This window comes from Paraglaciecola sp. (genome assembly GCF_039964565.1).
Taxonomy (GTDB): Bacteria; Pseudomonadota; Gammaproteobacteria; order Enterobacterales; family Alteromonadaceae; genus Paraglaciecola.
The window spans coordinates 1-21,347 of the sequence record NZ_JBDVXF010000024.1; the positions used below are offsets into that span (position 1 = coordinate 1).

Consider the following 21,347-nt stretch of genomic DNA (forward strand, 5'->3'; position numbering starts at 1 on the left):
CAGAGAATAAAGAGATAGTAGCGATAGCGATAGAAGTTTTAACTATTTTCAACATGGTTAAGTTCCTCGAGTGTAGTTTGTTATGCAGCTGTTGCTGCGTGTCGATGGATTCATTAAAAACCATTTGAATGGATTAAAAAAGCTGTGAGGTGATACTTAGGTATGGGAAGTCATAACTTTTTGTGTGGATGTAACTGAATACTATCTATATGCTGAATTTTGATCATTTGCATAAACAGTGGGAATTATTTCAACTATGGGAACTTATTTAAAAACAATGAGTTAAAAGACATAACTAAAATTCCGCGATATCCAATTTGGCAATAAAGGTGGGAATTAGTTTTCTTTTAATGTTTTTCTGTCTAAATGTTAATTTTTGTATTCTCAATATATTTGCTAATTCCGTGCAACTGAGGACTACGGAAAGCCTAGATGTAAAGCTTTTACATTATAATTCAGCTTACAAGTGTCCACCCAAATCGGAATTCAATAAATAACTAGTTCTACCTTATTGTGTGAGTTCTAGGTTCACTGAACTTATGTCCAAATGCGTGAACCTCTTATTATACTTAGCTTACCAAGCAATATACTCATATCTGCATTTACTTTGTTTAAGGTATTTATAACTTTATTGACCAATAGATCGTTTATATTAATACAATCCTTAATTGCAGAGTAGTATTACTTCTAAACACATTTCAAGTTTTAGAGCATAGGAAAAAAGAACTTTTGGTGCCAATCAGTATAGCTCGATGACCGCTTAGAGCGAAAAGAAGACATAAAGCATTTGGTAAGTCTTACGACAATAGCTAGCCATTAGTCGTGGTAAGTAAATTTGTGATTTTAAACAGGAACAACGGAATTGAAGTGGCTGAACTTTACTGGTTATGCCAAGCCAGCCAACCCAATCCCTATGAGGATATCTTTACCTCGCTTATATAAATCCGAGCTTTGCTCTATGTTATCTAAGAATAAAGCAGTCTTTTTAAGCCACTTCTGAAATCCCTGTTCGCTGCCATCTGATTCAACCAATTCACCTTTGGCGTTATTGGCATAACGAATGTAATCCTCTTTATTGGGCAATGATTGACTGCTTTTCATCAAAGTTATTAATTCATCAAGTTGGGATTCTTGTTGAATTCTTTTTTGCTCAGTATCACCTATTTCTACGCCATCCATGATGATAGTCGCAGAATTATTTTCACCCGCTACAACGGCTTGCGAATCTGAAATATTGTAGGTTTTGGAATTGTCATTCACGGTTATATTTCCTTCTTTTAATCGATGTAAATCTACCCTTATCGTGCCGCATTCTGGACATGTGCTTGTATTATCACGCAATTCAAAACTGTGGCCTGATATTTCATTGTCATAACAATACTCACAAGGCACAACATGCCGATATCCATTATAGAAATGAAATGATGTAAAAGCTTCTCGCAAATTAGTAAAAATAGCGTCTCGTAGCTTCTCTATCGAAGCAAGGGATCCTTTTAACCGCACGACGATATGTTGACCGTGCGCTTGTGTATCGCTTTTCTCAATGAGTGCCCATGCATCTTGAAACCTTAACACCATACCGTCCTGCCAATGACACCGAAAGTCACCTTCTAAAGCAAGATAATTAGATAGCTTAACGATTAGTTGTGACATAAACCCAAGCGGTACTATGCACACTTTGTACAGGAAAATCTCTTTTTTCCCATGTGTCTCATCAGCCTTATTCCAAGATGAATCCAACCGGGCATTGGATAAATACTGCGGTACAAAAAATAGGTCGTCTTCTTCTGAGATGTCATAACAAATATTAAAGCCATCATGCGACAACAAACGCTTTAGCTTTCCTTGGTCGCTTTCTGAATAGGCATCCCGACCAATTTCCTTGTCTTCCTCAGACCAATAATGTGATAACTCGCCAAAAGAAAAATAGCCGTTATGCACAATGTTATTTTCTGGCTTAAACAAAGTATAAATAGCCTTGATTAACCAATTTGCATTGATGTAAACAGTCTCTAATTCAATTTTAGGGAAATAGAGCACTTGCCCGATGGCATTAAGGTGACCAAGCAGTAAATCTTGTCCTTCTTTATTGTCTATTGCATGCTTTACACAGACTCCCCTAAATCCTTCGATAGGGATGTACGGTTTACCATCATTCTTAATCACATTTAGCTCATCGATAACCTTAGCCCAAGGTGTTATCCATTCGATTGCGTGACGCTGAATGTAGGTTGTGATATGGCTTTAATGAGCGCTAAATTAGCGTTAAACAATTCCTGATTGCAGTCGCTTAAGTTAACGGTCAATTGTGGTAAATATTCGATATTTGTAAGTGATGCAGGCGTATAATTACCACCGTTAAACTGATTACAGATGGGTAAAATCGTATTAGTCGGATTCATGTTTTGCAGCAATGAAATCCAATAACTGACTGTTTCTTCACATTTATCATCAGGGAAGACGAGCACATTGAAGGCGTTAGGGTTAATGAAAAACTGGTGACACATATGTTGAATTTCTTGGCCGCCAAAATCAAACCAATGTGTATACGCAGTCTCTTCAGTTTCATTCATCCTGAATTTATACGGCCAGTGCAGAATATCCACGCCTACAGTTCTTGGCTCGCTCTCATCTGCTATAAACTTAGGGTTTTCTACTTTTCTCCTCAGGGTCGTTTTCCCTACGTTTGGCGCGCCTAACAGCATAACACTGCATTCGTATCGTTTTTGAGCGCCATGTTTACTTTGTTGAACGAAATATTCTCGTATGGCGTTTATGCCCATTTCTGCAATGTCTATAGGTGGGGTTGTGAGATTGTTCCGGTATAGGTCAAGCGTTGTCAACTGCGTAAGCTCACCTATCTCGGCTGGCAAAGTTGTGAGTTCGTTGTAACTTAGGTCAAGCTCTTTTAACTGAGTCAGCTTACCTATCTCGGCTGGCAAATCTGTTAGCTGGTTGGCCATAAGGCCAAGTTTCTCCAACTGCGTCAACTGGCTTATCTCGACTGGTAAATCTTTGATTTGACTGTTGCTTATATAAAGCTCTATCAATTGTCTCAGATGACCAATCTCGACTGGCAATGCTGTGAGTTTGTTATCAGATAAATCAAGCGCTTTTAACTGATTCAGCTTACGTATATTAACCGGCAAGGCTGAAAGTTTGTTCTCTCTTAATTCAAGCTCTTCGAGTCTCTTTAGATTACCTATCGTATCAGGCAAATTTATGAGTTGGTTATATCTTAGGTCAAGTATTCTCAGCCGACTCAGCTTACCTATCTCGACTGGCAAATCTGTAAGTTGATTGTTATATAGGTAAATACGTGTCAACTTTGTAAGCTTGCCTATCTCGGTTGGTAAAGCTGTGAGTTGGTTGTTATCCAGCAGAAGTACTTCCAACTGCCTCAGATTACCTATTTCCGCTGGCAAAGTTGTGAGTTCGTTGTAACTTAGGTCAAGCTCTTTTAACTGAGTCAGCTTACCTATCTCGGCTGGCAAATCTGTTAGTTGGTTGGCCATAAGGCCAAGTTTCTCCAACTGCGTCAACTGGCTTATCTCAACCGGTAATTTAGTAAGATCTAAACCACCTAAGTTAAGTGATGTCGCCCCGCTTTCTATAGTGGCATCTACTTTTTCAAAAACGTCCATATTACCTCAAATCATCATTTCTCCTGTTATGATTATCATAATGCAAGCCATTCACAAAGTCTTACCCATTGTCTGCTTAACCAAGTTCGTCTAGTGGCCATTGATGTGGTAACCAATCTGCCATGGTGTATAAACTCAATTCGAAATGACTTTCTATCAGGCTTAATGCGCATAACGACTTCGAATAAAGTCAAACAACAAGTGCAATGGCTCATGTCATATTAGTTAAATGTCTGGAAGCCTCTCATTACAGACTGACACCATAGATTTGCTAATGACGGCTTTAGACAAAGAACGGACCTTCACGGCTAGAGACATTTGGGCCGCCATATACTCCTAGAAAAGCAGCTCTAAGAGTAGACATTGATTGAGTGCTTTATGCAGAAAGCTGACTTTCGATTTTCACAATACTTATTGGTCTACAAATGTTTGCTTCATTCCCTAAGTATTCGTTTTGAGTAAAGATACTATTTGCACAGAAAAAGCGGAGTTCATTAAAATTTAAATGTGCATTATTCATAGATGACGAGAATATAACCAAACCAATCTTTTTTACATCTACATGGTTAAACAACTATTTGTGCTGCATATTCTGGCGAAGGTGAACACAGGGAAAATGGGTGACCGATTTCGGTGGTAATAGTTGATTATTAAACTAAAGCCATTTGCATTTTAGTGAATGGCTTCAGTTAAGAATCATTGCCCATATAGATTCAATCCTATAACATTCATTGAGATACCAGATTCTATAAATCAACAATATTAAGCTGAAATATTTATGAATGAGCCAATAATTGAAACTACAAAAAGGCGTAGTTTCAATCTTAAAAATCTTTATTTAGATCCAAACAATTATCGATTTGTAGATAACGATGGCTATATTGAGGTTCCTGAAAGTGACCTATTTGATGAAAATATTCAAAAACGTTCGTCTACATTTATTGAAGGAAACAAAAGATCAAATATAAAAGATTTGATAGCTAGTTTTAAGTCGAATGGCTTCTTAGATGTTGATGTGATTCAAGTTAGAGACTTGGGACAAAATAGGTATTTAGTTATAGAGGGCAACCGCAGAGTTGCATCCCTAAAAGCGCTGCAAGAAGATCATGAAAATGGACTTAGTATAGGGAATTTAAACCCTGAAATTTTCAAAAAAATTCCATTTGAAATACATTCAAATGAAAGCAAAGAAAAACACTTAATAATAATGGGGTTGAAACATATAAGCGGCAATAAAAAATGGTCTGCTATTAATCAAGCTCAACTTATTTATGATTTTCTCAAGCCTTATTGGAATTCATATGAATATACAACTAAAGAAAACCAACTTTGTGACTCTTTAGGCATAACAAAAATAAAGTTACGAAGTTCACAAAGAGCGTATCACCTAATAATTCAATACCGAAATAGTGATTTTGGTGACCAATTCGAGAGCAAAGATTACTCCTTTTTTGTTGAGATAATGAAACGCCCCAAAATCAAAGACTGGTTAGATTGGGATGAACAAGGTTACATTTGTAACAATACAACCAACATGCAAAGATTGTTTTCTTGGTTTTCAATCACCGAGGAATTGGTTGATGAAGAATATGAAGAATATGAAGAATTAGACCCTATTATTACCAAGGCTTTAGAAATTAGGGAACTTGCTCTTTTCATTAATAATGAAGCCGCATTAACAGAAATGGAAAAAACAAGAAGCATTATTCGCGGTTTAATGGCTAGTGGTGAAGTCGACAAACTTAATTATGAAAAGTCACTAACAGAATTTTCAAATAGCTTTAATGAGTTAAGTAGTTATAAGAATATGGTTCAATATGAAGATATTGAAACATTGGAAAATATTAAAGCTAAATTAAATGAATTTGTACCTCAAAAAAGCTATTTAGAAATAAACCATGGTAATCATTCTGTAGCTTTTGAGCATGACTCCAGTAGTTCTCATTTCAAATCACTTCTAGTAAATCAATATAAAATCTTTAACAAATTCAATATTGATAACTTAAAAAGAGTCAATATTTTTGCTGGCTTTAATAACAGCGGTAAAACTACTTTATTAGAAGCATTATATTATTTAACTAAACAAAATGATGTTGGTTCTTTCTTAGAAATAATCAAATTAAAAAACAAGCTGAAGTTGTTAAACCCTATATGGCTTAACGAAGTTTTCGATGAAAATGAAGTGATAGATGTTCAGGGTATATTTAATAATGCAAATACTTCTGTACAGTTTACTAAATTTGAAGCATCGAACATAAATAAGAGTGATGATTATATTGCTTCATACTTATTAAAAGCTAAATTGAATGAGCGAGAATTAACTAACACAATTCATACTTTTGGATATGACACTCTGAATAGAGAAAATGAAAAAGTAGAGCATTTGTGTAAGTCTATATTTAAAAGCCCGTATTTTTATAATTCAGACGAACTGGTAGAAACTTATAATAAAAACACTATTAATAAAGACAGTAGTGGGCAAACAGCGATTAGCTTAGTCGTTAAATTCTTAAAGAAAGTGGATAACTCCATCAATGATATCAGGTTAAATGAAGTAGATGATATTCAAAGGTTTATAGTTGATTCCACTAAGTTTAAGGACAAAAATATAGAAATTACAAACTATGGCGAAGGGCTACAAAGAATATTTGAAATTGCGTTAAGTTTTGCTTCAGCTAGAAATGGAGTAGTTTGTTTAGATGAGTTTGAAACTGCTATTCATAATTCGATATTAATTGAATTCACCAAATTCGTTCAAGAACTTGCAGATACATTTAACGTTCAAGTATTCCTCACCTCACATTCAAAAGAATGTATAGATGCTTTTGTTAATAATGATTATCGTAATGATGAAATATCAACTTATTTCATAGAAAACAATAACGGGACAGTTGAGGCTGTCCATGTAGATGGGACTGAATTGAAAGAATATATCGACACCATTGATTTTGATTTACGAGGTAAATCACATGAGTAAACATATTATTGTTTTTTGTGAAGGTGATCATGATATAGCTTTTTTGACTAGGATCTTGTTGATTCAAGGTTTTACATTTTATAGCAAGAAAGTTAAGGATTTTCCTCCCCCACTTAATGAACTCTATCAAAAAAACTTAGGTAACAAAAAAATTAAAGATTATGAATTTAAATTTCAACGTCCAAAGCCAAAAGTCCCGTATTCTGTATTAACAAAAGGTGATACTTTAGTTATTTTTCATAATTTGGATGGAGATGCTAATTTTTGTAGTGATGGAGCCAAATCCATAGTTGATATGTACTTAAATTTAAATAGAGAAAATATTAGAAAAATTCAAAAATATGACAAATTAAATTATCGATTTTTATACTTTTTAGACTCAGATGATCAGGGTGTTGATACTAGGCTTACAGATTTAAAGGATTCTTTAGAGCTTCCTACCTTAAATAATCATGAAATTTATACCAAAGATGATTATGAAGTTGGTTGTTATATTTTTCATGATGAAGATCATGATGATAAACATGGTCAATTAGAAGATATTCTGACTAAATTAATGAAAACAAATAATGAAGATATATTTACTGGTAGTTCAGCCTTCCTAGAACGCAATACTCTAGAAGATGACAGACAAAAAAAATATACTTGTAATATCGAAAACGAATGTTATGACGGCACGGTACAATTTAAAGAATTAAAGTCCCTAATTTCAGTAGCTGGCCAATTACAGTTTTCAGGTTCAAGCAACGCTGTAATAATTGCTAATAGCGACTACATCAAAAAGGATGATATGTTAGAAAATCAGCATTGCATTAATATCACAACTCTATTTGTGAACCGTTTATGAGTGTTCCCTCTATTCACAAACCAGTTCTTCAATATTCACTAGAATTTTGGTCCTGAACGGCGGCTTTGGCGCTTTTGTTCGCATTGAAGGACATAAAGTCTAACGGTAGATTACCGCCCTTACTGGCACTTTCCTGCTATTGAATCCAACTCTATCGCCTCGCCCTCGCGGGGCTTTTTGCAGTTCTCAATAATATCTGAGCGGCTTTATTTTGGCTGAGTTTGAAGCCCAAAAAGGGGATTAGCCTCACTTCCTGCTGATTCAACCTAAGCAGATTCGTGGTGTAATGTTAGGATATGCTAGATTGATACAGAAAATCATGCACAGGAGTTATTATATGATTTCATTGACAAATTTCATGACTAAAATGCTTCAAATGTTTTCTTTTGAAAATGGTAAACAAGAAGAACTTCGCCAAGAAATATTTGAGTTTTTTGTTGTTTTTTCTAGGTTCGAATTTGCTTTAAAGGAAAGAGGATATATAAAAAGGAAAGAAGAAGGAAAAAATGCTGAACCTGATTGGGACTCATTTCTTAAAATCAATAAGGACAACTTTATTGTGACTGAAGATTGTAGCGTCAGTTTTCAATATCTTACGACCCCAGAAACAGCACCTAACAGGCAAAAAATATTTTACACTTTTGAAAGTGGTGTAGAAGTGATTAAAACGAATTGGTCAGAGCAAAAAATAGGCATCAATACCCCCGATCTCAAAAAAGTTGTAGATTCAATAAAATTAGTTAGAAACAACCTATTTCATGGTGGAAAGTACGGTGACAAAAATTGGTGTGACTTTACTCGAACTTCAAATTTGTTACGCCACTCTCTAGTGATGCTTTTTGTCCTAAAAGAATTGGATGAGTGTATTTCTGTATATTTTGAGGACTTTGCCTAGTTAATGTTAAGGTGATTAGTTTTATTTGCGTATATTATAAATATCCAATTTTAGTGCTTATTGGAGTGTGGAAGAGTGTTTTTTAATTTTAATCTCGTTGTACGATGCAGTATTGGCTTTAACTAATCACTTTTGGGGTTCGGTTCCCCATGTAAGGAGTATGCTTATGGAAATTAAACACAATGTTATTTGTTTTTTAGATAATTGGGTTGTTCGTTTCGCTCTTCTTGCACTGGGCTTGTGGGTAGGTCATCCGCAATCCAATAAGCATTGATACTAGAAATTTAATTTTTTAAATCAAAGTCCCTTGTGCAGAGCCTCGAATTGGTCTCTACACAACGGGCTTTATTTTTATTGTTTTGAAACCAAAACAATAAAAATATAAAACGAGTATAAATTTACGCTTACTATCAGTTGAGTTGGTAAAAGCGACCAGAGCAAACGCACGTCTAAGACAGTAACTTATTGAGAAAATGACTGAGCTTTAAACAAAGCTATTTTTGTTATTCAATTTGAAGATAGGGTTGTTAAAGGTTAAAACAAACCCTTGATAACATGGATGGTCTTTATGACGATGATTAGTGAGTTAATAACCCTAGATGAAGAACTCGACTAAATCATAGTCAAGGCTGGAAGCTAATTCACGCGATTAATCATTGATACTTTAGCCTTAAAAATAATATGAAGTTTTTATATTGATTTTTGGCTAATTTCATCCCACGATAACTTCATTCCTAAGGACAATTATAATAGTTATTTATTAACGACTTAACGTCTACAGTACTTTTCCTTACCTTCTCCACACTATTGATTCCGTATTTTTTTTTGTTATTAAACAAATAGTTAATGACTTTTCCACCTTGATTTTCGTGTATGTTTCGCCTATTTTCCAATCAAGTACCTCACATCTATCTATACAGTACCAAGCGAAACCTATTACCTTGGTTTGAATAAACTATTTGATTCAGATAATGACGGAATCACCTATGAACGCAGAAAATACGACGACAACCAAGAGCAAAAACATAAACCTAAAAATTGTTCAAAAAGTCATCGAGTTGACCACAAAAAAAGGTTCCCCGTTGAAGTCCAAAAATCTAAGCGGTTTTGCCCAAGCGTTCGATAAAGATGATCTAAGTATCGTATATACAACACCATTCTCAGGCGCTGAAATTCTGCCCGGTCAAAAGGCCTACATCATAGATATTTGGTATCAACACAAGAAGGTTTACAACACAGACTTTCAGAGTCTCGATGAGTTATCAGGTTGTAGAAGACGACCTAAAGGTGTTTGGCTGGACAAGTTTATGGAGCTAAAGTAAATATGACGAAACTAGTTGCTGAATCCCTTGATATATTAGACCTTTCTTATGAAATTGAACGCGATTCTAAAAGCGGTGCATTGTCCGACAGCTTGCTTAAACAAGGCCATACACTTTACTCACCATACGCGACGGAGGCGGGACAGTTGATACGGCTTTTGCCATCAGGAAAAATTGACAGGGGTCACTTTCGCGACGGAGTATTTGTCGTTACAAAAATCGCCCCCGAAAGTGAATCAGACGTGTAATGGTCAATGAATTCGAACCAGTGGGTAGGTTCATTGAAATTTAACCCTCAACTACCTTCTATTGCTACAAAGCTGAAATTCCGATTTAAGCGAATAGCTTGATATAAGTACAAGTAGCATTTTAATTACTGAAGTAGCAGTTAAAAAACTTCACTCATATATGGCTATCAACATCATAAATTCATTAGGAGAACTTATGTCACGATTAAAGACTAATAGAAATAATGCCTTCAATCCATTAAATGATAGGAACGCTATGAGAAACTCAAAAATGTCGCCATCACAAACACAAACATTACTAACGTTTATGGCTAACTCAGGCCACGAGTACACCTTGAATGATGTTCAAATGTTATTGAAATCCCATTCAATTAATTACCTAGAGGATGAGAGGCCGCATCCTCAGAAAAAGTCGCTTGTTGAGAAAATGATGACAAAATATAAAGTTATGCGAAAACAATTGAAATACTATGATCCAAAGTAGGAAACGAATTTGGCAGTCCAGACAACGAATATTAAAAGACTAAAACCATCACCATACGTTCCATTTTGGAACCTATGGTGAACGACTACAGAACACTCAAAGTCCTCTAAGTGAGGCCATTTATTTTCAGTTTCTATAAAAATAACCTACAGTTATCTTATGGTCAAATTGCGCCGTTTATTTAGAACAGGTATGAGGTGTATGTATGGAACATATCAATGACATCCTAACATCTTTCAGTGTTAGCCTAGCGTCTATATTGGTGGTGTGCGCAGTACTATGGAAAGCAGATGATGTGCTTTTAAGCTCTTCGGGTGCAACAATAATTTATAAATCAATAACAGCTACGGTAAATAATCCAGAAACCTCTGAAATTTCAAAAGTCATAGATAATTTTATAAATGGCTATTTCTTACCAAAAAAGGGATATACTCGCTTTTTTAAAAATGTTTTTACTCTTACATTTGCATCCCTTTTAATAGCACTCTCCTTATATACCGCCAAAACAGTTGGGTTGTTTGATCAACTTCTAACTACTGGATTTCTAGGTCAATTTTTTGGAAATGGATTTGTAGTAACCTACTTTGTAAATTTAATGGTATTTCTCTCGTATCCGGTACTAATCGAACAAATATCCATGAGTAATGCACGAACTTCCATTTTCATTCTCATTCTAGATGTCTTAATAAAAATTTTGATTTTCTTAGCTCTTACTGCCTTAACCTATATATTTTTTGCGGACTTCTATGGGGCGTTTGGGGGCAGTAAACTAAATGCTTTAAAATCAATTCCACCAACTATGCATTTGGCGGTTCAATTTAACAATTTAACCTCAGTTTACTTATATTCCATAATACTAAGTTCCTTTCCTATCTTTGTTGTTGTTATAATAAATTTAATGCGCACAAATCCCAACCTTTCGAGAATAATTCGTCAAATATTATTTTGGCTGCCCTTTGAAGCAAAACCGTTAAGAGCAATATCAATTGTTTTCTCTTTGTTCATGGGGTTATTTCTATTAATACTATCGTTAATATTTAGCTTAATCGGATACTGGTGAATAATGATATACATTAACTAATAATGTTTATCACTAGCTTCGAAATCAATTACACCACCAAAACTGTTCGCAATCAAAATTGATGCCTTTTGAAAATTATGTACTACTCTAAAACCATATTCCGTTATTCACTGTTGTAGGTCAAACGACCAAAAGAAAACTACATAACTTTATAAGGACAGAGACATGGATGTACAAAATCTTACTGTTGGCCCAATTATAGGGCACTCTTCAAGCGAACTGGTTAGAATTTTTGGACGTGCAAAGCTTTCGATTCATGATGATAGGCCAAGAAAAACTCACGGAGTTATAAAGTATCGTAAAAACGGTGAATCCGATTTTTCTACTCCTGCCTATTTCAAAATGAACCCCAATTTTGACCTCACTGGTGTAATTGTTTTAATGGGGTTAGAAGAAAATACAACTTATGACTATCAAATTGGTTGGTTCTACTCAGAAGTTGATTCGAAGGAAATTGATGTACAAAAAGTTTTAAACTGGGAAAATGTTGATACCTATAAATTTAAAACAGGCTCCTCTGATAGCTCTAAGCCTAGAAACTTAATATTTGGGTCTTGTAGATATGCTTTACGTTTACTTGGTGGAATGTGGTGGGACGATCGAGGCGACAAAGCTTTCAAGTCAATTTTAGAACAAAAAGAAAATGGTAAACATGTTGATCAACTCATCATGTGCGGTGATCAGATATATGCCGACGATTTAAAAGTCATTGGCTCTGATGACTCCCTCGATGAATATAACAAACGATACCAGAAAGTCTTTACAACTCCTTATATACGTAAGCTAATGTCATGTACTCCGACATATATGATGTTAGATGATCATGAAATTGAAGACAATTGGCCTGAATCAGCTTCGGCTAAAGATTGGGTTACTAAGTTTCCTGCTGCGATCCATGCATACACAACCTATCAAGCAAGCCATAGCCCCCTTTTTGAATTGAAAGGGAGCCATATTACTGGTACTCCAACGCACCTTTGGTACAAATATGCAGACGGTTGCTGTGATTTTTTTGTATGCGATACAAGGACAGAAAGAAACCTTGATAAAGATTCTCGTGAAATAATTGGCCCTAGGCAAATGAAAGAACTTTTAAGTTGGCTCTGTGACGATAGCAGTAGAGTGAAATTCATTATCACTAGTGTTCCACCTTACGAATCTGAATCTTCCGACAAATGGTTTGGATATATAAGTCAAAGAGATGAAATTTTAGAGTGTATTCGAATCAACGGAATAACCAAGGTCGTATTTTTATCAGGTGATGTTCATGCATGCATGGCTTCTCAACTTGAATTAAATGAGACTAGTACAGTGACATCAGTCGTATCTTCATCGTTGTTTTGGCCATACCCACATCCAAACAGAAGAAGCTTTAAGCTTAGCGGTCATATAGATACCTCGACTGCTAGCAAGTATAAAGTAGTAAAAGCAAGCAGTGTGTATCCAACTGACGCGTTCACAAAACTATATGTAACCCCGGAAAAGATTAGAGTCGATTTTTACTCTCGAAAAGGGGATAAACTTGGATCTAAAAGTTATAAGCTAAATTGATCGTTGAGCACACTTACCACCCCAGCATAATTTGATGGTGGTAAGTGTTTATATTAGTTTTTTAGCTTGAAAACTTCTTTTGGATTGCGCTCTCATATTTGTGTTTTGAAATGATAAGCCTGCCGAGTTATTCGGGTTTTACGAGAGGGTAACATTGAACACAATGTCTAAAAAATCAACACATCAACTCGTTAAAAAAATAATATGTCTCTTAGTTACCTCGCTTATTTCCAGTTGTAGCCTTCTAAATAACGATTTTACTAAAACTGACCTTTGCAAGTTTGATAGATACAGTTCAATAGGGAATAACATCTACTCAGATGATCCAGTTAAGGTCACATACTTGGGAACTAGTTCATTACTGATTTCAGACAGTAAAGCCAAGGTACTTATTGATGGCTTTGTAACCCGCCCATCCATAGAGGCACTTTTTTTTGGTACTGAGCCTGATACAAAGCTTATTGAAAAATTAATAGATCGCTATGACTTGCGTGGCAAATTAAAAGTAATTATCCCTGTTCACTCTCACCACGATCACGCAATGGATGCACCAATATTTGCTGAAAAAACTGGGGCTGACTTAATTGGTACGCCATCTACGTTAAATATTGCACATACTGAGATTGCCACAGGCATAAATTTTAAGGAGGCCTTATTAAACAAATCTTATAAATATGAAAATTTTAAGATTACTCTGTTAAATACAAATCATGGCTCAATCCCTACTGCTTTATTAAGAAAGGTGCTGGGTATGGGAAAACAAATAGTTGAACCGATAACATATCCCGCGAGACTTTGGGACTACAAAGAAAGCCAACCTTTCTCTATTCTTATTGAGCGTGGGAGTGAGTCAATGTTAGTACACGCAAGCACGGGAGTTAAACAAGGATCTTTAAATCTTGCCAAGGCCGACTGGGTATTTTTAGGCATATCGAAACTAAATGAACTAGACATTGATGAGCAAAACATTTATTTCGATGAAACAGTTGCCGCTGTAGAGGCTTCGAGAATAGTTCCGATCCACTGGGATGATATATTTCGTTCAAAACAAGAACGATTGTACCCAGCAAAAAAACTAATAGGTGATTTCAGTCAAGAATTGGTAGCTCTTGAATCGCAAGTGGCCAATTATCAAAGAACTTCTGCAATTCGATTGATGAAAAAAGGAGAAACTATTTTTTTAGACAATAGGACTAACCAATTACTTCCCTCAACAATCGATCTTAATAGCGATGGTTGTCTTTTGACAGTCAAAAATGTGAGCTACTAGTTATATCATTTCAGCTTGATATTAAGAATTACACTATATTTTGTTTTGGCATAGTTAATTTAGCCAATACAACGGAAGAAGATAAATAGTAGAGCCTGATCTTTACTAGTGTGATTACCAAGGGATTATGTCGGTCTAATTACCGAGCGACTTTGTCGTAAACAGCATATCAGCCAGTTGGACTTCCAAGACTTGAGGCCGTCTTGCATTTCTCATCGGATACACTGTGAAAGTTAGCCTTATTTTAAAGCTTGTGAAACATACTTTTTAAGTGAAAAAGCCTTCAGATTCTTTACTTTGTTGCCATAATCAAGCGATTCTCTATGCAAGACCATATGTCGATTAAGCATTTCAAAAACTTCCCTTTCTCAAATTCAGATGCTGCAATTGGATTTCAAGTTTCAAGTGGTTTTAGTAGAGCGACCTCGTTGGTGTCAGCTGCTATAAAGTTATTACTAGAGTCACCTCATTTCACTAAATATGAGCTTTACAGGAAGTTTCATCGACTTCTTTAACATTACCCTTTCAAAACAGCAGAAACGATTGAAAAACAAACAAATATCTTCAGAAATTTCAAAAATATAGAGATTTCTCCATGAAACGAAGCAAAATATAGGTTGCGTTAAGATACTTTTTTTAGAATTTAGACATTTACCGTTCCCATGAAATTGCAAATGATCAATTTGACTATAGCTCTAATCCAAATGAGTGGTTTATCAAACCTCTGAATATTTGCCATTTGCAATTCCTTCTATTGTCCAATCTCCTATTCGATAACGAATTAACCTTAGAGTAGGAAATCCAATATGTGCTGTCATTCGTCTAACTTGACGATTTCTACCTTCGCAGATAGTGATAGTCAGCCAACTGGTAGGTTTGTTTTGGCGAAAACGCACGGGTGGTGTGCGATCCCAAATCTCTGGCTCATCCATCCATCCAATTTGGGCGGGTAGGGTCATACCGTCTTTTAACATTACTCCTTTACGCAACTTTTCTAAATCCTCTTGAAGCGGAATGCCTTCTACTTGCACCCAATAAGTTTTGGATGTTTTAAACTTTGGTGAGGCTAGTTTGTTTTGTAATTTTCCATCGTTGGTTAATACCAATAAACCTTCGCTGTCCTTGTCTAAGCGACCCGCTGCATATACTTCAGGTATGGGAATGAAATCTTTAAGAGTTTGTCGACCTTCTTGATCGGTAAATTGGGTTAACACATTAAAAGGTTTATTAAACAAAACAACTCGTCTTTTAGAAGGGGAAGTAGCAACTGCTTGAGTGGTGTTTTTCTTAAATGTTGAATAAGGCTTATTTGGCATATTTTGTTACTGTGTAAGTCCGTAAATTGATTAATTGCTAGTCTTAAATTAGCTCAAATTGTGATTTACAGAATATAATATGCAAGCAAAACTTGAAGTTAATTAAATCGCCCATATATTATTTACTGACTGTCTTGGCGCTGTCTGTTTATAATAGGGCAAGATTAGACATTTTTTTAATTCGGTACAAAACACCAATCCATGCAGTGACTTTGCGAGTTTTTTAAACCCGTGAATGATGGATCGTCGGTGTTTTGCCATCAACATGAGGCTTATAATGACGATTTCCAAGTCAAAGATTATCTATACTAAAACGGACGAAGCGCCGGCACTTGCTACTTATTCACTGCTTCCCATCATTCGCAGCTTTACTTCAAGCGCTGGAATTGAGGTTGAATTAAGTGATATTTCTTTAGCTGCACGTATCTTGTCAGCATTTGGCGATCTTCTTCCTGCTGACCAACAAGTGCCCGATGCTTTAGCTGAATTAGGTGCATTGACTCAAGAAGCTTCAACTAACATCATTAAGTTACCTAATGTAAGTGCTTCTATCCCTCAGTTAAAAGCAGCCATTAAAGAATTGCAAGGTAAAGGGTTTGATTTACCAGAGTTTCCAGAAGAAGCACAAACAGACGCGGAAAAAGACATATTGGCTCGTTATGGCAAAGTGCTTGGTAGTGCTGTAAACCCAGTATTACGTGAAGGTAATTCTGATCGTCGCGCTCCAGCTGCAGTTAAAAACTATGCTAAGCGTCATCCGCATTCAATGGGTGAGTGGAGCCAAGCTTCGCAAACTCATGTTGCACATATGCGTAAAGGTGATTTTTACTCTGGCGAAAAGTCGGTCACTGTAGGTAAAGCAGGTTATGTGAATATTGAATTCACTGACAAGTCTGGGAATGTCACAGTATTAAAACCAAAAATAGATTTATTGGCTGGTGAAGTGATTGATGGCATGTGCATGAGCAAAAAGGCGTTGTGCGAATTTTTCGAAGAACAAATCGAAGATGCTAAAAATACTGGGGTGTTATTCTCGTTGCATGTAAAAGCGACAATGATGAAAGTGTCTCATCCTATTGTATTCGGTCATTGTGTTAAGGTTTTTTACAAGAAACTATTTGATAAATACCAAACTTTGTTTGATGAGCTAGGGGTCAATCCTAATAACGGTTTAGGCAGTGTATACGACAAAATTGCCACTCTTCCTCAGTCTCAAAGAGCTGAAATTGAACACGATATTAATGCATGTTATGCAGACAGACCTCCTATTGCTATGGTTAATTCAGATAAGGGAATTTCTAATCTGCATGTACCTAGTGACGTTATTGTTGATGCTTCTATGCCAGCAATGATCAGAAGTTCTGGTCAAATGTGGGGGCCAGATGGCAAGTTGCACGATACTAAAGCGGTTATCCCGGAAAGTACCTATGCCACTATTTATCAAGAAACTATTAATTTCTGTAAGACTCATGGAGCCTTTGACCCAACTACTATGGGGACGGTACCTAATGTTGGATTGATGGCTCAGAAAGCTGAAGAATATGGTTCTCACGATAAAACTTTTGAGATGACAGGGGACGGTAAAGTTCAGGTTGTGGATCAAGATGGTACTGTGTTAATCGAACATGCAGTGGAAGAAGGTGATATTTGGAGAATGTGCCAAGCTAAGGATGCGCCTATTCGCGATTGGGTGAAATTAGCGGTGAATAGAGCACGTCAATCGGGTATGCCAACAGTCTTTTGGTTAGATGATGAAAGAGCCCATGATGCTCAAATGATTTTGAAAGTAAATGAATACTTAAAAGAGCATGATACCGAAGGGCTTGATATATCAATAATGTCGCCCGTTCGAGCAATGCGTTACTCAATGGAAAGAGCGATACGTGGCTTAGATACAATCTCTGTTACAGGTAATGTATTGCGGGATTACTTAACCGATTTGTTTCCAATTTTAGAGTTGGGTACTAGCGCTAAGATGTTGTCGATAGTTCCTCTTATGGCCGGTGGTGGTTTGTTCGAAACTGGGGCTGGAGGTTCTGCACCTAAACACGTTCAGCAATTTGTTGAAGAAGGGCATTTACGTTGGGATTCGCTTGGTGAGTTTTTGGCGTTAGCCGTGTCTCTTGAAGACCTAGCGGTGAAGACTGATAATGCTCAAGCGAAAGTGTTAGCGGTTGCTTTAGATGAAGCGACAGAGAAACTTCTAACAGAAGGTAAATCACCTTTACGTAAAGCAGGTCAATTAGACAATAGAGGTAGTCACTTCTATTTAGCTTTATATTGGGCAGAAGCCGTAGCTAATCAGACAAGTGATCAAGACTTGGCAACCAAATTTAAACCTTTATTTGACTCGCTATCTGCAAATGAAAGTAAAATCATGGCAGAAATAGATGGGACTCAAGGTAAAGCCGTTGATATTGGTGGTTATTATTATCCAGATGATGCGTTATTAACTCAAGCAATGTGCCCAAGTGCGACGTTAAATGAATTACTAGCTGCTAGCTAGTTAATGCCCCGGTTTGGGGGCAAACTTGCGCTAAAAGTTATTAGCAACAAAAAAGCAGACTTAATGTCTGCTTTTTTATATTCCAGATAATAATTTATCTTTCAGGTTCACCTTTGAAATCAATATTCTCTGCATGCAATCCCTTTGGGCCTTGTTGCACTTCGTATTTAACTTCTTGACCTGCTTTAAGAGAGCGATAGCCCTCCATTTGTATCGTTGAATAATGTGCGAAGATGTCTTCACCACCATCATCGGGAACAATAAAGCCAAAACCTTTTGCATTATTGAACCATTTTACTTTGCCGACTGCCATACTTCTGCTTCCTTTTAATCCCTTGAACTTATACAACTTTGCCCCCACACTAATGTCTAGGGCTAGACGAGTTAACAACTCAATACAACCGTCAAATTAAAATGTAGGTTTTTTAACCTGTTTTTGTCAAGGTGAATTTGATATTTCGTTAAAATTATAAGATTGCTGTAACATAGGTAATCGTTGCATTAATTGGAATTATCTTAAAATTTTTGGGCTAAATAAGTGAATTATGAGTAAAGATAATACTATCGATATCGAGCGTCAGAAAGACACTGATGCGGTAAAGAAGAAAGCTACGCCACCACCTATGTATAAAGTGTTATTGAATAATGATGATTACACACCAATGGACTTTGTGATTGATGTGCTCATGCGGTTTTTTAATTTGAACGGTGAAAAGGCGCAACAAATAATGCTCACAGTGCACTATCATGGTCGAGCAGTTTGTGGCATATATACTGCAGAGATTGCAGAAACTAAGGTAATGCAAGTTAGTCGCTATGCAAAAGAACACCAACATCCACTCATGTGTACCATGGAGCAAGCGTGATGATTGGTTTGAGAAACGTACAATCTTCGAATAGGCTAGTAGTCAGAGGGCATTTTAATGTTAAATAAAGATCTAGAGCAGACGCTTAATGAAGCGTTCATTTTTGCCAGAGAGCATCGTCATGAATTTATGACTGTCGAGCATCTTTTACTTGCCTTACTTGATAATAATGCAGCGAAAGATGCGTTAAAGGCTTGTGGAGCCAATATTGAGTTAATCAAACAAGAACTTACCGATTTTGTGAAAGACACTACTCCACTATTATTGGACGAACAAGGTAATGAGCGAGAAACTCAGCCCACTCTCGGTTTTCAACGTGTTTTGCAAAGAGCTGTTTTTCATGTTCAGTCATCAGGTAAAGAAGAAGTCACAGGGGCCAACGTATTAGTTGCAATTTTCAGCGAACAAGAATCTCAAGCTGTTTATATTTTGAAAAAATCTGATGTGACTCGTTTAGATGTGGTCAATTATATTTCACACGGTGTATCTAAAATTGATGATGACTCTCCCGCTCACAGTGAAAGCGAAAGTGAAACTAGTGAGCAAGAAGAAGCCGAGTCGATGTTGGATAAGTACTCTACCAATCTTAATCAAAGTGCGAAAGATGGCAAGATCGATCCGCTTATTGGGAGAGAAAGTGAATTAGAACGTAGTATTCAAATATTATGTCGACGCCGTAAGAATAATCCCTTACTGGTAGGGGAGGCGGGTGTAGGTAAAACTGCAATTGCCGAGGGGTTAGCATATCGAATAGTGAACAATGAAGTTCCTGAGGTTATTGCTCAAGCTACTGTTTATTCATTAGACATGGGGGCGCTGTTAGCCGGTACTAAATATCGAGGTGACTTTGAGAAACGTCTTAAAGGTATATTAAAAGAGTTAGCGGAGTGCTCAGACGCTATTTTGTTTATTGATGAAATACATACCATTATTGGCGCAGGTGCAGCTTCGGGTGGAGTGATGGATGCGTCGAATTTACTTAAACCTAAATTAAGCAGTGGTGAACTGCGCTGTATGGGGTCAACTACTTATCAAGAATACCAAGGTATTTTTGAGAAAGACCGCGCCTTAGCGCGCCGTTTCCAAAAAGTAGATGTTATGGAGCCGACGGTAAGTGATACCACTAAAATTCTGATGGGTTTAAAATCTCGATATGAAGACCACCACAGTGTACGTTTTACTCATAAAGCGATTCGCGCTGCAGCTGAATTATCAGCTAAATATATTAATGAGCGTCATTTACCCGATAAAGCGATTGATGTCATTGACGAAGCCGGGGCTAGCCAACGTTTATTGCCTGTATCTAGGCGTAAAAAGACGATTGGCGTGAGCGACATAGAACATATTATTTCGAAGATAGCTCGTATACCTGAAAAATCTGTGTCAGCTTCTGATAAGCAAGTTCTGAAACACTTAGATCGAGACTTAAAGTTAGTTGTATTTGGCCAGGATGAGGCGATAGATACCTTAACTGATGCTATTCGCTTATCTCGTTCTGGTTTGGGGAACGAAACTAAACCGATTGGTAATTTCCTATTTGCAGGCCCTACTGGTGTGGGTAAAACGGAAGTGACCGCTCAGCTCGCTAAAATTATGGGAGTAGAGTTATTACGTTTTGACATGTCTGAATATATGGAACGTCATGCAGTGAGTCGCTTGATAGGTGCCCCTCCTGGGTATGTAGGTTTCGATCAAGGTGGGTTATTAACTGATGCGGTTATTAAAAACCCTTATTCAGTCATTTTGCTCGACGAAGTAGAAAAAGCTCATAGCGATATCTATAACATATTGTTGCAAGTTATGGATCATGGCACCTTAACAGATAATAATGGCCGTAAAGTTGACTTTAGAAACGTGGTGTTAGTGATGACAACTAATGCCGGTGTGCAAGAAACAATTCGTACGTCTATTGGATTCAAACAGCAAGATCACAGTCATGATGCGATGTCTGAAATTAAGAAAATTTTCACACCTGAATTCAGGAATAGATTGGATGCGATTGTTTGGTTTAATCACCTTGATAGAGACGTTATCTTGCAAGTCGTGGATAAATTCATCGTGGAATTACAAGTACAGCTTGACAATAAAGGTGTGTCGCTAGAAGTCACTAATCAAGCCCGTGATTGGTTAGGTGCTAAAGGCTACGATAAAAATATGGGCGCGCGCCCTATGGCTCGGGTTATTCAGCAGTATATTAAAAAGGAATTGGCCCACGAACTACTATTTGGAAGGTTAAGCCAAGGCGGAAGTGTGAAAATCGGTCTTAAAAACGACCAGTTAACGTTTAAATTTTTTACCGACAGCAAGGAAAAACCAGAGGCTCTCAACACCTAAATTAAT

At 36.6% G+C, this 21,347-nt stretch carries 15 protein-coding genes; 11 read left to right on the forward strand and 4 right to left on the reverse strand.

The window, feature by feature from the left end; all coding sequences use genetic code 11:
• Window positions 1–885: 885 nt before the first annotated feature.
• Entirely contained in the window at window positions 886–2,238 is a 1,353-nt protein-coding gene (locus tag ABJK37_RS09580) for a COR domain-containing protein (protein WP_348352612.1), read from the reverse strand.
• Window positions 2,199–3,644 carry a leucine-rich repeat domain-containing protein gene (locus ABJK37_RS09585; RefSeq protein WP_348352475.1) on the reverse strand — a complete coding sequence of 482 codons (1,446 nt, stop codon included), beginning with the start codon at window positions 3,642–3,644 and terminating at the stop codon, window positions 2,199–2,201. The genes ABJK37_RS09580 and ABJK37_RS09585 overlap by 40 nt, the downstream gene beginning before the upstream one ends.
• Before the next feature lie 778 nt (window positions 3,645–4,422).
• Here ABJK37_RS09585 and ABJK37_RS09590 point away from each other — a divergent pair.
• From ABJK37_RS09590 to ABJK37_RS09625, 8 genes are all read left to right on the forward strand, one after another.
• The gene (locus tag ABJK37_RS09590) at window positions 4,423–6,621 is read left to right on the forward strand and encodes an AAA family ATPase (RefSeq protein WP_348352477.1); all 2,199 of its coding nucleotides are present in this window, start codon (window positions 4,423–4,425) and stop codon (window positions 6,619–6,621) included.
• The gene (locus ABJK37_RS09595) at window positions 6,614–7,468 is read left to right on the forward strand and encodes a hypothetical protein (RefSeq protein ID WP_348352479.1); all 855 of its coding nucleotides are present in this window, start codon (window positions 6,614–6,616) and stop codon (window positions 7,466–7,468) included. Before ABJK37_RS09590 ends, ABJK37_RS09595 begins: the two co-directional genes overlap by 8 nt.
• Before the next feature lie 337 nt (window positions 7,469–7,805).
• A complete protein-coding gene (locus ABJK37_RS09600) occupies window positions 7,806–8,363 on the forward strand; it encodes a hypothetical protein (protein ID WP_348352481.1) in 558 nt (185 codons plus the stop codon).
• Between the two features lie 986 nt (window positions 8,364–9,349).
• Complete coding sequence (locus tag ABJK37_RS09605; RefSeq protein ID WP_348352483.1) at window positions 9,350–9,685, forward strand: hypothetical protein; 336 nt, start codon at window positions 9,350–9,352, stop codon at window positions 9,683–9,685.
• Window positions 9,686–9,687: 2 nt separating this feature from the next.
• On the forward strand, window positions 9,688–9,933 hold the full coding sequence (locus ABJK37_RS09610) for a hypothetical protein (RefSeq protein WP_348352485.1): 246 nt from the start codon (window positions 9,688–9,690) through the stop codon (window positions 9,931–9,933).
• Window positions 9,934–10,622: 689 nt separating this feature from the next.
• On the forward strand, window positions 10,623–11,477 hold the full coding sequence (locus tag ABJK37_RS09615; RefSeq protein WP_348352487.1) for a hypothetical protein: 855 nt from the start codon (window positions 10,623–10,625) through the stop codon (window positions 11,475–11,477).
• A 186-nt stretch (window positions 11,478–11,663) separates the two neighbouring features.
• Entirely contained in the window at window positions 11,664–13,049 is a 1,386-nt protein-coding gene (locus tag ABJK37_RS09620; RefSeq protein WP_348352489.1) for an alkaline phosphatase D family protein, read from the forward strand.
• A gap of 343 nt (window positions 13,050–13,392) precedes the next feature.
• Window positions 13,393–14,319 carry an MBL fold metallo-hydrolase gene (locus ABJK37_RS09625; RefSeq protein ID WP_348352491.1) on the forward strand — a complete coding sequence of 309 codons (927 nt, stop codon included), beginning with the start codon at window positions 13,393–13,395 and terminating at the stop codon, window positions 14,317–14,319.
• Window positions 14,320–15,035: 716 nt separating this feature from the next.
• Here the strand turns inward: ABJK37_RS09625 and ABJK37_RS09630 are convergent.
• Window positions 15,036–15,635 (reverse strand): pseudouridine synthase, encoded by a 600-nt coding sequence (locus ABJK37_RS09630; RefSeq protein WP_348352493.1) that lies wholly within the window; start codon window positions 15,633–15,635, stop codon window positions 15,036–15,038.
• Window positions 15,636–15,912: 277 nt separating this feature from the next.
• Between ABJK37_RS09630 and ABJK37_RS09635 the strand changes: the two genes are divergently transcribed.
• Window positions 15,913–18,141 carry an NADP-dependent isocitrate dehydrogenase gene (locus ABJK37_RS09635; RefSeq protein WP_348352495.1) on the forward strand — a complete coding sequence of 743 codons (2,229 nt, stop codon included), beginning with the start codon at window positions 15,913–15,915 and terminating at the stop codon, window positions 18,139–18,141.
• 94 nt (window positions 18,142–18,235) lie between these two features.
• Here ABJK37_RS09635 and cspD read toward each other — a convergent pair whose 3' ends face one another.
• Window positions 18,236–18,454, reverse strand: a complete 219-nt coding sequence (gene cspD / locus ABJK37_RS09640) for a cold shock domain-containing protein CspD (RefSeq protein WP_007619891.1) — start codon at window positions 18,452–18,454, stop codon at window positions 18,236–18,238.
• A 232-nt stretch (window positions 18,455–18,686) separates the two neighbouring features.
• On the opposite strand from cspD, the gene clpS reads away from it, so the two are divergent.
• Both clpS and clpA read left to right on the forward strand, forming a co-directional pair.
• On the forward strand, window positions 18,687–19,007 hold the full coding sequence (gene clpS / locus ABJK37_RS09645) for an ATP-dependent Clp protease adapter ClpS (protein WP_348352499.1): 321 nt from the start codon (window positions 18,687–18,689) through the stop codon (window positions 19,005–19,007).
• A 57-nt stretch (window positions 19,008–19,064) separates the two neighbouring features.
• On the forward strand, window positions 19,065–21,341 hold the full coding sequence (clpA, locus tag ABJK37_RS09650) for an ATP-dependent Clp protease ATP-binding subunit ClpA (RefSeq protein ID WP_348352502.1): 2,277 nt from the start codon (window positions 19,065–19,067) through the stop codon (window positions 21,339–21,341).
• Window positions 21,342–21,347 lie beyond the last annotated feature (6 nt).

Coding starts and splice junctions, on each gene's coding strand:
- ABJK37_RS09585 (WP_348352475.1), bottom strand. CDS start 3,644: ATGGACGTTTTTGAAAAAGTAGATGCCACTATAGAAAGCGGGGCGACA.
- ABJK37_RS09590 (WP_348352477.1), top strand. CDS start 4,423: ATGAATGAGCCAATAATTGAAACTACAAAAAGGCGTAGTTTCAATCTT.
- ABJK37_RS09595 (WP_348352479.1), top strand. CDS start 6,614: ATGAGTAAACATATTATTGTTTTTTGTGAAGGTGATCATGATATAGCT.
- ABJK37_RS09600 (WP_348352481.1), top strand. CDS start 7,806: ATGATTTCATTGACAAATTTCATGACTAAAATGCTTCAAATGTTTTCT.
- ABJK37_RS09605 (WP_348352483.1), top strand. CDS start 9,350: ATGAACGCAGAAAATACGACGACAACCAAGAGCAAAAACATAAACCTA.
- ABJK37_RS09610 (WP_348352485.1), top strand. CDS start 9,688: ATGACGAAACTAGTTGCTGAATCCCTTGATATATTAGACCTTTCTTAT.
- ABJK37_RS09615 (WP_348352487.1), top strand. CDS start 10,623: ATGGAACATATCAATGACATCCTAACATCTTTCAGTGTTAGCCTAGCG.
- ABJK37_RS09620 (WP_348352489.1), top strand. CDS start 11,664: ATGGATGTACAAAATCTTACTGTTGGCCCAATTATAGGGCACTCTTCA.
- ABJK37_RS09630 (WP_348352493.1), bottom strand. CDS start 15,635: ATGCCAAATAAGCCTTATTCAACATTTAAGAAAAACACCACTCAAGCA.
- ABJK37_RS09635 (WP_348352495.1), top strand. CDS start 15,913: ATGACGATTTCCAAGTCAAAGATTATCTATACTAAAACGGACGAAGCG.
- cspD (WP_007619891.1), bottom strand. CDS start 18,454: ATGGCAGTCGGCAAAGTAAAATGGTTCAATAATGCAAAAGGTTTTGGC.
- clpS (WP_348352499.1), top strand. CDS start 18,687: ATGAGTAAAGATAATACTATCGATATCGAGCGTCAGAAAGACACTGAT.
- clpA (WP_348352502.1), top strand. CDS start 19,065: ATGTTAAATAAAGATCTAGAGCAGACGCTTAATGAAGCGTTCATTTTT.